We start from the raw sequence: 15,085 nt of genomic DNA on the forward strand, positions 1-15,085 counted from the left end.
TTCAGGGACGGGACGTCAGATACCCGCCCATGGTGCGGAAGTAGTCCGCCGCCGCGTACTCCGTGCCGTCGTCCGTGCGGACCCGGCGGACCAGCAGCCCCCGGCAGCGCCCGGTGTACGCGTCGGCGCCCGCCACGACGACCACGCCGTCCCCCTCCCGGATGAAGATCCGGCCCGGAGTACCGCCGTAGCAGCCCTCCGAGACGGCGGCGGAGACGATCCTCAGCCGCTCGCCGCGGTGGAAGGCGTAGGCGTTCGGGTACGGGTCCGACTGGGCGCGGATCAGGCGCTCCAGGCGCTCCGCGGGCCAGCTCCAGTCGATCCGGCTGTCCTCCGCCGAGCGCTTGTGGAAGAAACTGGCGCGGGTCCGGTCCTGCGGCACCCACTGGCCGGCGTCCCGGCCGGAGGCGATCAGGTCGAGGGACTCGCGCACGATGGGCGCGATGAGGTCGACCGTGCGGTGGAACAGGTCGGTGGCCGTGTCGGCGGGCCCGACCGGCACCGAACGCTGCACCAGGACGTCCCCGGCGTCGAGTTCGGCGTTCATCCGGTGCGCGGTCACCCCGACCCGCTCCTCGCCGTTGACCAGCGCCCAGATGATCGGGGAGAACCCGGCGTAGGCCGGCAACAGGGAGTCGTGGACGTTGAGGGTGCCGTGCGGGGGCAGGTCGAACAGCTCGGGCGGCAGCCAGGTCCGCCAGTTGTTGGCGACGATGATGTCCGGCCGCGCCTCCCGTACCGCGTCGAGGAGTTCGGCGTCGTCGGGGCGGTTGCGCAGCAGGACCGGCACGTCGTGCTTCTCCGCCAGCTCGGCGACGTTGTCGTCCCAGATCTTCTCGTAGGCGTGCTCGCTCCTGGGGTGCGTGATGACGAGGACGACCTCGTGGTCGGAGTCCAGCAGCGCCTGCAGCGTGCGGTGGCCCCAGGTCTGGTAGCCGAGCATGACGACCCGCATGTGGTTCTTCCCTTCCGAGACTCCATTGCTAGGTAAGCCTTACCTTATCTAGCATGAGGCTGCCTGAGGGAGGCGATGCCAAGGTGAAATCACCGGTCATGGGTTCCGACGTCGTCCACGACATCGTCGGGATAGGTTTCGGCCCGTCAAATCTCGCTCTGTCCATAGCGGTCGAAGAACACAACGCGGGTCTCGCGGCAGACCGTCGGATCGACGCCCTGTTCCTGGAACGCCAGCCACGGTTCGGCTGGCACCGGGGCATGCTGATCGACGACGCCACGATGCAGGTCTCCTTCCTCAAGGACCTGGTCACACTGCGCAACCCGACCAGCGACTTCAGCTTCCTGTGCTTCCTGCGCGAACAGGGCAGACTGATCGACTTCCTGAACCAGAAGACGCTCTTCCCGCTGCGGATGGAGTTCCACGAGTACTTCGCGTGGGCGGCGGCGCGGGTCGCCCACCTGGTGGCGTACGACAGCCAGGTGATCGCGGTCGATCCGGTGCGCGACGAGGACGGCCAGGTCGTCTTCTTCGACGTCACCTGCCGGGACACCGCGCGCCCCGGGGCGGCCGTGACCCACCGGGCGCGCAACATCAGTGTGGCGATGGGCCTCGAACCGCATGTGCCGCCCGGCCTCGACCTGGCCGAACGGATCTGGCACAACAGCGAGTTGATCCCCCGGTCCGAGCAACTGGCCCGGACCGGCGCCCCGGTGCGGCGGGTGGTGGTGCTCGGCGCCGGGCAGAGCGCCGCCGAGACGGTGGACTACGTGCACCGCACGTTCCCGGAGGCGGAGGTCTGCTCGGTCTTCGCCAAGTACGGGTTCACGCCCGCCGACGACAGCCCGTTCGCCAACCGGATCTTCGATCCCGAGGCGGTCGACGTCTACTTCTCGGCGCCGTCCGAGGTGAAGCAGTCCCTGCTCGACTACCACCGCTCCACCAACTACTCGGTGGTCGACATGGATCTGATCGAGGCGCTGTACGCCACCTCCTACCGGGAGAAGGTGGCCGGCCGGGAGCGGCTGCGCTTCCTCAACGTCTCCCGGGTCCGTGAGGTCGTCCCCGGCGCGGACGGCGGTCTCGACGTCACCGTGGAGTTCCTGCCGACCGGCGAGCAACAGGCGCTCCCCGCGGACGTGCTGGTGCTCGCCACCGGCTATCGCCCAAGGGACCTGGCCACGCTCATGGGCGACGCGGCCAAGCTCTGCCTCAAGGACGACGGGGACGAGATCCGGGTGGGCCGGGACCACCGTGTGGAGACGGCGCCGGAGGTCAGCGCCGGCATCTACCTCCAGGGCGGCACCGAACACACCCACGGCCTCACCAGCACCCTGCTGTCCACCGTGGCGGTCCGGGCGGAGGAGATCCACCGCTCGGTACTGGCCGACCGGTTGACGGCGGCCTGACCGGCCCCCGCACTCCCGTGGCCCGGACGGTACGGTCCCGTCCGGGCCACGGGTTTCGCCATGGCCCGGCGCGCCGGTCACGAACACCGGACGCCGTCGGGAACGGCGTCGCGGTGCGGTCTCAGTACGGGCCGTGGGTCCAGCGGCCGGCCGTCATCGTGGCGTGCACCGGCATGGTGCGCAGCGTGTCCGGGTCCGCCGCCAGCGGGTCGGTGTCCACGACCACGAGGTCCGCGGGGTCGCCGACGCGGACGAGCCGGCGCCCGCGGGCGGCGGCGGCCAGCGCGTCCCGCACCGGCAGGCACTGTTCGGGGTGCCAGGCGGGGCGGCCGTCGTCGGTGCGGCCGACGGCGGAGGCGACGGCGAGCCAGGGGTCCAGCGGGGAGACGGGGGCGTCCGATCCGAACTCCAGCCGTGCCCCGGCGGCCAGCAGGTCGGCGTAGGCGAAGGCGCGTCCGGTGCGGCCGGCCCAGTACCGGTCCGCGACATCGCGGTCGTCCGTCGCGTGCCGGGGCTGGACGCCCGCCGTGACACCCAACTCCGCGAAGCGCGGCAGGTCTTCGGGGCTGAGCAGCTGCGCGTGCTCGATCCGGCCCCGGCAGCGCACGGCCTCGAAGGCGTCCAGGGCCACGGTGTTGGCGTGGTCGCCGATGGCGTGCACCGCGGGTTCGATGCCCTCGGCGGCGGCCCGGCGCATGAGCCGCACCAGTTCGTGCGGCGGCGTCTGCTCCAGGCCGTGGGCGCCGTCCGTGCCCTCCAGCCCCGGGTACGGGTCACGGCACAGCGCGGTGCGGGTGTTGAGCGAACCGTCCGTGAAGAGCTTCAGCGGGCCCACCCGCACCGGTCCGCCCCCACGGAGGCCGATCTCCGACCCGGTGCGCAGTCCGCGCGCGATCGCCGCGTCCAGGTGGTCCGGGTAGACGGCGGCGTCCACCCGGACGGCGGGCGGGGCCACGGCCGCACGCCGTTCCCAGGCGGCCACGGTGTCGCCGAACTGGAAGTCGATGACACCGGTGACCCCGCGCGCGGCGGCGGCCCGGCAGGCGTCGGCGACCCAGCCGTCCACCTCCTCGGCCGGCGCCTCGGGAAGGGCCGAGAGGACCTCGTGCCCCTCGCGTTCCCGGACCAGTCCGGTCGGGTGGTCGCCCCGGCCGGCCAGGGCGAGACCGGCGGAGTTCAGCCACACGGCGTGCAGATCGGCACTGACCAGGGCGACCGGCCGGCCGGGCAGCACCGCGTCGAGCAGCCGCTTGTGCGGGGCGTCGGCCCAGAGCCCGTCCCGGAAGCCGTAGCCGAACAGCACGGTCGCACCGGGCGCCCCGCGCCCGTGCTCCCGCACCCGGTCGGCCACCTCCCGCGCGGAGGCGGTGCCGGCCAGGTCGAGCCGACGGCGCGCACTGGCCCACTCGGCGAGATGGACATGGGCGTCCCACAGTCCGGGCAGCAGCACCCGCCCCTCCAGATCGAGGACCCGCTCCCCCGCGACCGGTACGGCCCGCACCCCGGCCTCGTGCTCCGGTACGACATGGGTGACCCTGCCGTCCGCCACCCGCACCGCGACGAGCGGTCCGCCCGCCCCCAGCCGGACCCGGGCGAGCGTCACCGTCCTGTGCGATGCGTCCGCGAAATCCGTCATCGTGTCTCCGCCCCTCGACATCCCACAGCAGAAGTAAACTTAGGCTTACCTTAGTCACTTCCTCGCGTCGGGGCTTCCGGCGGATGCCGATCGGCGAACGCGGGACGGCCCTGGCGTGCGGCCGTCCCGCGTCCGGATCGGTCGGGCGGGACCGTCAGCCGTCGATGCGGTGGGTGGTCCAGAACGACGTCAGGTCCGTGCTGGTGGCCGCCTGCGCCGCCGCCTTGAACTCGGCGGTGGTCGAGACGCCGTACCAGTGCGCAGTGGCGTAGTTCTTCAGGAGGTTGGTCATCGCGGTGTCGCCGATGAGGCGGCGCAGGTCGTGCAGGGCGCACTTGCCGTAGCCGTAGACGACGGTGGAGTAGCGGGAGGAGTGCGCGTCCCAGTACGCCATCGAGTTGGTGATCTTCTCGTCGGACGAGGCCCAGGAGACGCTGCTCCAGCAGCTGGTCCCGGTCTTGCCCAGGGCCAGATCGGTGGCGTAGTCGGTGAACGCCTCGTCCAGCCAGGGGCTGTTGTACTCGTCGTCGCCGACGATGCCGTACCACCACTGGTGGCCGATCTCATGGGTGAGCGCGGTGGTGCTGACCAGGTCGAGGACGAAGCCCGGGTACTCCATGCCGCCGAACCAGAAGTTGTTGTCGATGACCGCGTCCAACTCGCCGTAGGGGTAGGCCCCGAAGCGGCCGGCGTGGGCGTCGACGGCCGTCTTGGCCGTGCTGAGCATGGACTGGGCGTTGGCGGAGCTGATGCCCGAGACGGAGTAGATGTTGATCGGCACGCCGCCGGTCGAGGTGCCGGAGATCTTGCTGAACGGCCCGGCCGCCCAGGCGAAGTCACGGACCTTGGTGGCCGTGGCGGTGGTGACGGTACGGCCGCTGGTGCCGGGGGTGTCGACCGAGGTGCCCGTCGCCGGGACCAGCAGGGTGCTGGGGTGGTCCAGGGTCACCTTGAAGTCGGCGGCCAGGGAGTAGAAGGACTCGCCGTTGTTGGTGTACGGGTCCAGGTGCCAGCCGGAGCCGTCCCGGACCGCGAGCACGGGCAGGGCGTTGCCGATCATGCTGAAGGCGCCGTCGTAGCCGAACCGGTCGGCGCCGCTGGGGACGGTGATGCCCAGGTCGAAGCCGATGGTGGTGCTCTGGCCCTGGGCGAGCGGTGTCGGCAGGTCGACCTTGAGGGCGGTGCAGGCGACGGACAGCGCGCCGGCCGTGCCGCCGGTGACGTTGGTGACCGTGATCGGCGGGGCCGAGCAGGTGCCGTGGTAGTTGTCCCACAGCCTGAGGTAGACCTCGCTGAGCGCGGTGGCGGAGGCGTTGGTGAAGCTCACGCTCTCGTGTCCGGTCCAGCCGGTGCCGGTGGAGTTGCTGGTCAGGCTGACGGTGTACGACGGCGCGGCCGGGGTGCGGGTGGTGTCGCCCGGGGTGGTGGCGGCCGAGGTGTCCAGGGCGAGGTCGTCGAGGACGAAGCTGCTCTGGAGGCTGGAGTCCTCGGTGCCGGTGAAGGCCACGGTCACCGTCTGCCCCGCGAAGGCCGAGACGTCGAAGGACTTCTGGACGTAGCCGGTGTTCTTGTCGAGGTTGGAGTAGGTCGCCAGCGTGGTGCTGCCGATCTTCGCCGTGAGCTTGTCGTACGCCGTCGAGCTCGTCGTCTCGGCGGTGTCGATGTGCAGCCAGAAGGTGAGGGTGGCCGAGCACCCGGAGGGGATGGTCACGCTCTGGGAGAGCGTGTCGGTGTGGGTGGCGCCGGTGCCGTCCAGCCAGGCGAAGCTGGAACCGCCGTGGGCGGACTGGCCGGAGCGGTTGGTGATCACGCTGGTCGAGGACTGGGTCCAGGGTGAAGTGCCGCTCTCGAAGCCGCCGTTGGTGATCAGCTGGCTCGACGTACAGGCCGCGGCGGCGGCCGGTTCGGCCGCCGCCGACGCCGAGGTGCCGGGCAGCAGGGCCGCGGCGAGTGCCGCGACGGCCAACGCGCTGGTGGCGAAGGCCCTGTGGGGGGTCGATCTCACACGAAACTCCTTTGCGGAGGCCGGGATCCCGGCCTGCTCGGTGGCCGCCGGTCCGGCTGGGGTGCGCCGGTGGCGGCCTCACGCATGACGAAGTGGTGCGAGTCGGAAGCCTGACAGATTTGACCAGGCCATGTCACTAAGGGGTTACCCTCGCGTCAGGCGTGGTCCGCGCAGCACGGGGTGGGGTTGGGGACCTCGAAGGGGGCCAGCAGGCCGCCCGCCGCGGGGACCAGGGTGAGCGTGAGGACCCCGGCGCGCCACTCCGGGCGTACGTGGTCCTGGGTCATCACCTCGGTGGCGGGCGGGAGTTCGGCGACCGGGGCACCCATCACGACCAGGCGTTCGATGGCCGTGCGGTCGAGCAGGTCCGCCGCGGTGACCGTGCCGGTCAGGTGCCGCACGCCGGGGTAGACCACAGCACGGCCGGAATCCGGGGGCGCGGCGGCCGCCAGCCGGGCGCCGTCCACCGCCGCGGCCGGGCCGCGGGTACGGTCGGCAAGGGCGAGCCCGGCGCCCTCCGGCAGGGTCGTCACCAGCTCCTGCCACACCGCGTCGGCGTCCGCTTCGGCGAGGGCCAGCGACACGGTCGTGCCCCGGCGTTCGTCCGTGCGGTGCAGGTGGGTGCAGGCGAACACGTCCGCCGTGGGCGCCAGTCGGCCCAGCAGCCCGTGGATCAGGTGGTCGGCCTCGCGCAGGGTCGCCGTACCGGCGTCCACCCCGATGACGGGGCGGACGCCGGACGGGTCGTACGGGGAGGTCATGCGGGCAGGACCCACATCGGGTTGGAGTAGAACCAGAGGTCCTTCCACGGGTCGGCGTCGGCGAGGACGTCGATGGCCGGGCCCGCCGGGTCCACGGCGGCACCGTTGATGCCGACCGCCGAGCGGTTGCCGTCGGTGCCGCGCAGCCGGACGTAGACCGGCTTGTCGAGGCGGCCGAGGGAGTACGTCAGCCGGACCGAGCCGGTCGACTTGTTCACGTCGAAGGACTTCACGACCTTGGTGGCGGGCGTGGCGAACGTGTCCTTGTCGGCGACGGCGCCGGTGACATCGCCCTGGATGACGTCGACGCGGGCCAGCGACGGCACGAACTGCGCCCAGTTGGGGCCGTTGGCGAGGCTGATCTCGATGACCAGGTCGACCTGGCCGCCCTTCTTCACGTGCAGCACGTCGCCGAGGGTCACCGCGCGCGAGCCGGAGCGCAGCTGCGCGTTGAGGCCGCTGATCAGGCCGCCGTGGTCCACCCAGACACGGCCGGCGCGGATGCCGTCCATGACCGCCTTGTAGGAGAAGGAGGCGGAGCCGACGTGGGTGCGGGAGTACTGGCCGGGCCAGAAGTCGGTGTCGGTGAGGCTGATCGCGCCGCCGTACACCGGGTCGTTGTAGCGGCCGTTGGCGTTGAAGTCGCTGTTCGGGCCGCGCACCGCGGTGTCCGCGTACACGTTGTGGGAGTCGGAGTTGGCGGTGATCCACCAGGGCTTGCCCTCGGCGAGCAGGCTGTCCCACAGGCCGCCGACGGTGGCGGTCATCCAGTCGAAGCCGCCCCAGGTGCGGTAGCTCTCCAGCGGGTATCCGGCGAAGGAGTCGGCGCTCGGGCTGTTGTCGTAGATGCCGCGGGCCGCGCCGGGGCCGTTCGGCTTGGGCAGGCCGCCCGCCTGGTGGCCGGGGGCGCCCTCGAAGCCGACGGCGATCGACGGCTGGGCGTCGCGCCAGGCGCGGATCTCGTGCGGGGAGTCGATGCCCTTGCGCGCCGGGTGGTTGGCGAGGAACAGGGCGTCCTTGACCTTGCGGCGCTGGACCTGCTCGGCGAGGAAGTTGAGGCCGGAGATGGCCAGCGCCTCGTTGGCCGGGGTGCCGGCGGAGGCGCCCTTCACCGAGCCGTCGAAGGAGGTCTCGAACTCCTTGAGGACGGCGACCTCGTTCTTGCCCGGGTGGACGAAGACGGTGCCGTGCTCGGCGGCCGGGATGTTCCACTCCAGGCCCTGGAAGACCAGCGTGTCGTCGATCTGGTCACGGGCCGCGACGATGTCCGGGTTGACCTTCTCGACGCCGATCTTGGCGTGGGTCTCGCTGCCGTGGTCGGTGATGACCATCCAGTCCAGGCCGTGCGCGTTGGCCTGCCGGACGTGGTCGATGACCCGGTACTTGGCGTCGGAGCTGTGCTGGGTGTGGATGTGGTGGTCGCCGGCCAGCCACAGGTAGCCGGCCGAGCGGCCGTCCTGGGAGTGGGAGGAGGAGACCGAGGCGGCGGCCTGGCCCGCGCCGGCGAGGACGCCGCCGGCGGCGAGACCCGCGCCGAGCAGGCCGGTGCGGCGCAGCATCGAGCGGCGGGAGAGCTGACCGGGCGTCAGCTCCGCGTCGGGGACCGAAAGGTCGAGGGCGGGCGGCAGCGACGAGGCGCCGGCGTCCGCGTGGTGGTGATGGTGACCGTGTCCGTGGTCGTGGCTGTGACCGTGACTCATGCTCGGAACTCCCGTGGGCGGCCGGTACGGGGGGTGGTGACTCAGGACGTGCAGAGTCTGCGAAGGTCGCGTGAACAACGGGAGTCGAGGTCATGGTGGGGTAAAGAACGACTCATGTGCAGCGCGCTACGCACTTGTACCGGTGGGGAGTTGGCCAAGCGGCCGTAAAGACGGCAATGCCCGGGCCGGCTCACGGGGAGCCGGCCCGGGCATCAGGGCCCGGTCGGTCAGACCAGGTCGAAGCGGTCCGCGTCGGCGACCTTCGCCCAGGCGGCGGCGAAGTCCTTCACGAACTTCTCCTTGGCGTCGTCGCTGGCGTAGACCTCGGCCAGCGCGCGCAGCTCGGAGTTGGAGCCGAAGACCAGGTCGGCGCGGGTGCCGGTCCACTTGACCGCACCGGAGGCGTCACGGCCCTCGAAGGTGTCCTGGTCCTCGGAGGTCGACTTCCACTCCGTGCCCATGTCGAGCAGGTTGACGAAGAAGTCGTTGGTCAGCACGCCCGGGGTCTCGGTGAGGACACCGTGCTTGGAGCCGGCGTGGTTGGCGCCGAGCACGCGCAGACCGCCGACCAGGACGGTCAGCTCGGGGGCGCTGAGGCCGAGCAGGTTGGCGCGGTCGAGCAGCAGGTACTCGGCGCGCAGGCGGTTGCCCTTGCCGAGGTAGTTGCGGAAGCCGTCCGCGGTGGGCTCCAGGGCCGCGAAGGACTCGGCGTCCGTGTGCTCCTCGGTCGCGTCGACGCGGCCCGGGGTGAACGGCACCTCGATGTCGACCCCGCCGTCCTTGGCGGCCTTCTCCACCGCCGCGGCACCGCCGAGGACGATCAGGTCGGCCAGGGAGACCTTCTTGGCGCCGGAGTTGAACTCCTGCTGGACACCCTCCAGGACCCGCAGGACCTGGGCGAGCTCGTCCGGGTTGTTGACCTCCCAGCCGCGCTGCGGCTCCAGGCGGATGCGGGCGCCGTTGGCACCGCCGCGCTTGTCGCTGCCGCGGAACGTCGAGGCCGACGCCCACGCGGTGGAGACGAGCTGGGAGACCGTGAGGCCGGAGCCGAGGAGCTTGGCCTTCAGGGCCGCCACGTCGGCGGCGTCGATGGCCTCGCCCTGGGCCTCGGGCAGCGGGTCCTGCCAGATCAGCGTCTCCGCCGGGACCTCCGGGCCGAGGTACAGGGACTTCGGGCCCATGTCACGGTGGGTCAGCTTGAACCAGGCGCGGGCGAAGGCGTCCGCGAACTGCTCGGGGTTCTCGTGGAAGCGGCGCGAGATCGGCTCGTAGATCGGGTCGAAGCGCAGCGAGAGGTCGGTGGTGAGCATCGTCGGGAGCTTCTTCTTCGACGCGTCGTGCGCGTCGGGGATGATCGCCTCGGCGTCCTTGGCCACCCACTGGTTGGCGCCGGCGGGGCTCTGGGTCAGCTCCCACTCGTAGCCGAAGAGGATGCTGAAGAAGTCGTTGCTCCACTGGGTCGGCTTGGTGGTCCAGGTGACCTCAAGACCGCTGGTGATCGCGTCGCCGGCCTTGCCGGAGCCGTAGGTGCTCTTCCAGCCGAGGCCCTGCTGCTCCAGCGGGGCGCCCTCGGGCTCCACGCCGACGTTCTCCGCCGGGCCCGCGCCGTGGGTCTTGCCGAAGGTGTGGCCACCGGCGATGAGGGCGACGGTCTCCTCGTCGTTCATCGCCATCCGGCGGAAGGTCTCGCGGATGTCGCGGGCCGCGGCGATCGGGTCCGGGTTGCCGTTGGGGCCCTCCGGGTTGACGTAGATGAGACCCATCTGGACCGCGCCGAGCGGGTTCTCCAGCTCGCGGTCGCCGGTGTAGCGCTGGTCGTCCAGCCACACCTTCTCGGGACCCCAGTAGACGTCCTCGTCGGCCTCCCAGACGTCGGGACGGCCGCCGCCGAAGCCGAAGGTGGTGAAGCCCATCTGCTCCAGGGCCACGTTGCCGGTGAGGATCATCAGGTCGGCCCAGGAGATGGACTGGCCGTACTTCTTCTTGACCGGCCACAGCAGACGGCGCGCCTTGTCCAGGTTGCCGTTGTCCGGCCAGCTGTTGAGCGGGGCGAAGCGCTGCTGGCCGGCGCCGGCGCCACCGCGGCCGTCGGAGATGCGGTAGGTGCCCGCGCTGTGCCAGGCCATCCGGATCATCAGCGGACCGTAGTTGCCGAAGTCGGCCGGCCACCAGTCCTGCGAGGAGGTGAGTACCTCGGCGATGTCCCGTTTCACGGCCGCGAGGTCGAGGGCCTGGAACGCCTCGGCGTAGTCGAAGCCCTCGTCGAGGGGGTTCGCGACCGGCTGGTTCTTGGCAAGGATCTTCAGGTTGAGCCCCTCGGGCCACCACTGGCGGTTACCGCCGCCCTGGGTGGGGTGCGCGGCGCGGTCGTGCGCGACCGGGCACTTGCCCGCGGCGTTGTCCTGGGCCTCAGACATGGGGGAAATCCTTCCGGAGGGGGCGGATCGACGTACTAAGAAACTGCGTACTGCGTATTCAGGAACTGCTGGCGGTGGAGCAGGCGGGGCACAGGCCCCAGTAGATGACCTCGGCCTCGTCGATCACGAAGCCGTGGGCGTCCGAGGCGGTCAGGCAAGGCACCTCGCCGACCGCGCAGTCGACGTCGACGACGGCACCGCACGACCGGCACAGCAGGTGGTGGTGGTTGTCGCCGACGCGGCCTTCAAACCGGGCCGGGCTGCCGGCCGGCTCGATCCGGCGTATGAGTCCCGCCGTGGTGAGCGCGTACAGCGCGTCGTACACGGCTTGAAGCGATATGTGGCCCACGCGCTCGCGGACACCCGAGGCGATCGCCTCGACGTCGAGATGGTCGCCGTGGCGGACGGTCTCCAGCAGCGCGACGCGGGCGGCCGTCACCCGCAGGCCGGCACCGCGCAGCTCTTCGGCGGTCGTCGGGGTCTGGGATGCGGTCATGGAGCCAACCTATCCTCATAAACACGAGTGATTCAAGAAAACAAACCACTCAAGTCTGGTGGCGAGCCGGCGAACGCCTTCCCTGCCGCCGTCAGGCCGATCGACTTTGCCAGCTCTTTACAACCCGCCGGGGCGCCGGGTCGTCTCTCCGCTCGATCCGTTCCTCAGCCCGCCCCGACCAGGCGGGCCGACGAAAGAGAGCGTCTTCATGCGCCGAACTGTCCTGAGCGCCACCGCGCTGGCCTGCACCGCCGTACTGGGCGGCACCGTGCCCGCGTTCGCCGACGGCACCACCCCGAGCCCGGTCGCCAGCGTCGCGCCGTCCGCCGCTCCCTCCGAGGCACCGTCCGCCGTGCCGTCCACCGCCCCCACCCGGGCGGCGACCCCGGCCCCGACCCGGGACTCGGGCCAGGTCGCGGCGGTGCCGAGGGGCGCCGCCGACACCGGGGTGACCGAGTCGTCCTCCGGTTCCGGTTCCGGCTCCGAGAACGTGCTGATCGGCGGGGGCGCGGCGGTCACGCTGGCCGCGGGCGCGGTGGTGTTCGCCGTCCGTCGCCGCCGGGCGACCGGGGCATGACCCCGCTCTCCAGGCGCGCCTTCGTCACCGCCGCGACGGCCTCGCTGCTGGCGGGCTGTGCGGGGCAGGCTTCGCACCGGGCGACCACGACCGCCGTCCACCAGGACCGGGCGCGGACGCCCACGCCGTCCGCCACGCCCGGCGCGCCCCGCGCGCTCGGCCGGTCCGTGCCGGTCCGGCTGCGCGTCCCGGCGATCGGGGTCGACACCCCGTTGCTGCGGCTGGGGCTGGCGGCCGACGGCACGGTGCAGGTACCGCCGATCACCGCGCACGACCGGGCGGGCTGGTACCGCCACTCCCCCACCCCGGGGCAGGTCGGCCCGTCGGTGATCCTCGGCCATGTCACGGTCGGCTCCTACGGGGACGGCGTGTTCCGCCGGCTCGCCGAGGTGCGCCGGGGCGACGAGGTCGTGGCGCGTCTGGAGAACGGCAGGTCGGCGGTGTTCACCGTCGGCGAGGTGCGGACGGTGGCCAAGTCCGCGTTCCCGACCCAGGACGTGTACGGGGACGTGGACCGCCCGGAGCTGCGGCTGATCACCTGCGGCGGCCCGCGCAGCGGGCACGGCTACCTCGACAACGTGATCGTCTTCGCCACGCTGACGGGCACCGGCTGACCCACCGGGACGCGGGCCCGGCGCAACGCACGCCGCCGGGCCCGCATCTTCCCCCACGAACCCGCGAACCCGCGAACCCCCGAACCCGGTTCCCACGGGCCCAGCGCCCCGACTGCCCCCACGACCCTGGAGAACGTTGAAACGGTCCCGAGACAAGGCGGCCTCCGAGCTGTTCGCCGCCCTGTATCCGCGCCTGGCCGGCTGGTGCCGCCGTCTGGTCGACGACGACGAGACGGCCCACGAGATCGCCTCGGAGGCGTTCACCCGGCTGTGGGCCCGGTGGACGAAGGTGGAGGAGCCGCGCGGCTTCCTCTACGTCACCGCGGCCAATCTCGTCCGGGACCACTGGCGCAAGCTGGAGCGCGAGCGCCGGGCGGTGCGCCAGGTGGGCTCGGAGGCGGCGACCCGCCCGCACGCCGAGCCGGCGGATCCCTCGGTACGACTGCTGGTGCAGTCCCTGCCGGAACGACTGCGGGTCCCGATCCTGCTGCACTACTACGCTGACATGCCGATCCGGGAGGTGTCCGCGCTGACCGGGCGCAAGGAAGGAACCGTCAAGGCCGATCTGCACGCGGCCCGCGAACTGCTCCGCGTCCATCTGAGGAGAAGCCTTGACCACACGCTTTGACGACGAGCCGGACTTCGACGCCCCCGACGACCCGCTCGCCGTCCTCCTCCGGCCGCCCGCCGCCCACCTCGGTCCGGCGCAGGGCCGCTACGAGGAGATCCGCCGCGCCGCGGGCCGCCGCCGGCTGGTCCGCACGGCGGCCGGTGCCGGGGCGACCTGTGCGGTCGCCGCCTTCGTCGCGCTGTCCCTGCATCTGACGGCGCCCGCGGCAGCGCCGTCCCCGCGGGTGCCGCTCGCGCCCCCGGCGGTCAGCCCCACGGCCCCGGCCCCGTCCCGTCCCCCGGCGTCGCCGACTCCTGACACCCCCAGCCCGAGCCCGAGCGTCGCGCCCACGCGGAGCGGCAGCAGGCAGGCTCCCACCCGTGGCGCCTCGACGACGCCGTCGGCGGCCCGGGTCGCGCCCTCGGAGGCCCGGCCGAGCGCCGTCGCCACGGAGTCCCGCCCGTAGCGGCGTCAACACGGCGCCGGGTAGCGCCATCCCTTCGTGTCATCCCGTGCCGTCGTCCGGTGCGCCGCCCGCGGTCCGAAGGCACGGGCCAGGGCCGCGCACCAGGGGTTTTCGCCGCGCGGCGGAGGGCGCGGTCCGCGTCGGCCGTCCGGGTAGGGTCGCACCCGCCCATCCGGCCGCTGCGGCCCGTATGGCCGAGGCCGTCCCTCGGCGTTGGTGTGATGTTTCGTACGTGGCCGGAATGAAAGGTGTGGAACGGGCAACGCTCCGTTCCATGCTCCACGCGCGAACCCTCCGGCAGGTGACCCGATGACGACGGCGACCAAGGCCCCTCCGACCGCTCCGGCCGCCGCGCCACCCTCCCGTACCCGGGCGTCCGCCCCGGCTCCCTCGCTGCCGTCGCTCACCGGGCTCAGATGGATGGCCGCGGTGCTGGTCTTCGGACTGCATGTGCACAATTTCCGGTACTTCGGCGGCACCGGCGGCCGCTTCGTGTCCTGGGGGTTCGAGGCCGGTGCCTCGGGGGTGTCGTTCTTCTTCGTGCTCTCCGGGTTCGTGCTGATGTGGTCGGCGCGGCCGGGCGACCGGGCGTCGCGTTTCTGGTGGCGGCGGGTGGCCCGGGTCTATCCGGTGCACCTGGTCACCATGGCCGTCGCGCTGGTCATGGCGTTCACGCTGCCCCGCCAGCCGCGGCCGACCCTGCCGCAGGGCCTGGCCGACGTGTTCCTGGTGCACTCCTGGTGGCGGCCGTGGTGGCAGACCCTGGACCCGGTCAGCTGGTCGCTGGCCTGCGAGGCCTTCTTCTACGCCGCGTTCCCGCTGCTGGCGCTGGTGCTGCGCCGGCTGGAGGCGCGGGGCGCCACCGCGCTGGCCGCGCTGTCGGTGCTGGCGGTGCTGGCCCTTGCCTGGACGGACGCGCACCACTGGTGGGACCAGCCGATCAGCTCCTTCCCGGCCGCCCGGCTGCCCGAGTTCGCGCTGGGCGCGGCCACCGCGCGGCTGGTGCTGCTCGGCCGGTGGCGCGGCCCCGGCCTGGAGGCCTCGCTCGCGCTGGCGGTCATCGGCTACTTCCTGGTCCCGCAGATGACCGACGAGTACGCGGCCACCGCCTGCACCATCACCGGCTTCGCCCTCCTCATCCCGGCGGCGGCCGTCGCGGACCTGCGCGGTCTGCCCTCGCTGTGGCGGCGCCGGTGGCTGGTACGGCTCGGTGAACTCTCGTTCGCCTTCTACATGATCCATCTGCTGGTGCTGCGGGCGGGCACCCATCTGCTCGGTACCCGCCCGCGCTACGACCTGCTCACCGGCGCGGCCGTCGCCACCGCCGCCTTCACCGTGTCACTGGGGCTGTCCTGGCTCCTGTACGAGGGCGTGGAACGGCCCGCGCGACGGCTGCTGCTACGGCGTCCGGCACGGCGGAAGGCTGCGGCGGCCTGACC

At 72.1% G+C, this 15,085-nt stretch carries 13 protein-coding genes; 6 read left to right on the plus strand and 7 right to left on the minus strand.

Annotated features, from left to right (window positions below):
* Window position 1 precedes the first annotated feature (1 nt).
* The gene (locus tag ACIPSJ_RS20590; protein ID WP_401347553.1) at window positions 2-955 is read right to left on the minus strand and encodes a methionyl-tRNA formyltransferase; all 954 of its coding nucleotides are present in this window, start codon (window positions 953-955) and stop codon (window positions 2-4) included.
* A 98-nt stretch (window positions 956-1,053) separates the two neighbouring features.
* Here ACIPSJ_RS20590 and ACIPSJ_RS20595 point away from each other — a divergent pair, with 98 nt between their 5' ends.
* Window positions 1,054-2,364 (plus strand): lysine N(6)-hydroxylase/L-ornithine N(5)-oxygenase family protein, encoded by a 1,311-nt coding sequence (locus ACIPSJ_RS20595; protein ID WP_401347554.1) that lies wholly within the window; start codon window positions 1,054-1,056, stop codon window positions 2,362-2,364.
* A gap of 121 nt (window positions 2,365-2,485) precedes the next feature.
* Here ACIPSJ_RS20595 and ACIPSJ_RS20600 read toward each other — a convergent pair whose 3' ends face one another.
* The 6 genes from ACIPSJ_RS20600 to ACIPSJ_RS20625 form a co-directional block, all read right to left on the minus strand.
* On the minus strand, window positions 2,486-4,000 hold the full coding sequence (locus ACIPSJ_RS20600) for an amidohydrolase (protein WP_401347555.1): 1,515 nt from the start codon (window positions 3,998-4,000) through the stop codon (window positions 2,486-2,488).
* Between the two features lie 154 nt (window positions 4,001-4,154).
* Entirely contained in the window at window positions 4,155-6,005 is a 1,851-nt protein-coding gene (locus tag ACIPSJ_RS20605) for a M1 family aminopeptidase (RefSeq protein ID WP_401347558.1), read from the minus strand.
* A 155-nt stretch (window positions 6,006-6,160) separates the two neighbouring features.
* Entirely contained in the window at window positions 6,161-6,766 is a 606-nt protein-coding gene (locus ACIPSJ_RS20610; protein WP_401347559.1) for a hypothetical protein, read from the minus strand.
* The gene (locus tag ACIPSJ_RS20615) at window positions 6,763-8,466 is read right to left on the minus strand and encodes a PHP domain-containing protein (protein WP_401347561.1); all 1,704 of its coding nucleotides are present in this window, start codon (window positions 8,464-8,466) and stop codon (window positions 6,763-6,765) included. The genes ACIPSJ_RS20610 and ACIPSJ_RS20615 overlap by 4 nt, the downstream gene beginning before the upstream one ends.
* Window positions 8,467-8,693: 227 nt before the next feature.
* Window positions 8,694-10,883, minus strand: coding sequence for a catalase/peroxidase HPI (gene katG, locus ACIPSJ_RS20620; RefSeq protein WP_401347563.1), 2,190 nt, complete (start codon window positions 10,881-10,883; stop codon window positions 8,694-8,696).
* Window positions 10,884-10,941: 58 nt separating this feature from the next.
* A complete protein-coding gene (locus tag ACIPSJ_RS20625; protein ID WP_355715427.1) occupies window positions 10,942-11,379 on the minus strand; it encodes a Fur family transcriptional regulator in 438 nt (145 codons plus the stop codon).
* Window positions 11,380-11,587: 208 nt separating this feature from the next.
* Here ACIPSJ_RS20625 and ACIPSJ_RS20630 point away from each other — a divergent pair, with 208 nt between their 5' ends.
* The 5 genes from ACIPSJ_RS20630 to ACIPSJ_RS20650 all read left to right on the plus strand — a co-directional run bounded on the left by ACIPSJ_RS20630 (window position 11,588) and on the right by ACIPSJ_RS20650 (window position 15,083).
* The gene (locus ACIPSJ_RS20630) at window positions 11,588-11,956 is read left to right on the plus strand and encodes a sortase-dependent protein (protein WP_359216219.1); all 369 of its coding nucleotides are present in this window, start codon (window positions 11,588-11,590) and stop codon (window positions 11,954-11,956) included.
* Window positions 11,953-12,570, plus strand: coding sequence for a class F sortase (locus ACIPSJ_RS20635; RefSeq protein WP_401347566.1), 618 nt, complete (start codon window positions 11,953-11,955; stop codon window positions 12,568-12,570). The genes ACIPSJ_RS20630 and ACIPSJ_RS20635 overlap by 4 nt, the downstream gene beginning before the upstream one ends.
* A 136-nt stretch (window positions 12,571-12,706) precedes the next feature.
* The gene (locus ACIPSJ_RS20640; RefSeq protein WP_355715419.1) at window positions 12,707-13,198 is read left to right on the plus strand and encodes an RNA polymerase sigma factor; all 492 of its coding nucleotides are present in this window, start codon (window positions 12,707-12,709) and stop codon (window positions 13,196-13,198) included.
* The gene (locus tag ACIPSJ_RS20645) at window positions 13,182-13,646 is read left to right on the plus strand and encodes a hypothetical protein (protein WP_401347568.1); all 465 of its coding nucleotides are present in this window, start codon (window positions 13,182-13,184) and stop codon (window positions 13,644-13,646) included. Before ACIPSJ_RS20640 ends, ACIPSJ_RS20645 begins: the two co-directional genes overlap by 17 nt.
* Before the next feature lie 309 nt (window positions 13,647-13,955).
* Window positions 13,956-15,083, plus strand: coding sequence for an acyltransferase (locus ACIPSJ_RS20650; protein ID WP_359216231.1), 1,128 nt, complete (start codon window positions 13,956-13,958; stop codon window positions 15,081-15,083).
* Window positions 15,084-15,085: the final 2 nt, after the last annotated feature.

It is taken from the genome of Streptomyces sp. NPDC090088 (genome assembly GCF_044747345.1).
In the GTDB taxonomy this organism is placed as follows: Bacteria; Actinomycetota; Actinomycetes; order Streptomycetales; family Streptomycetaceae; genus Streptomyces.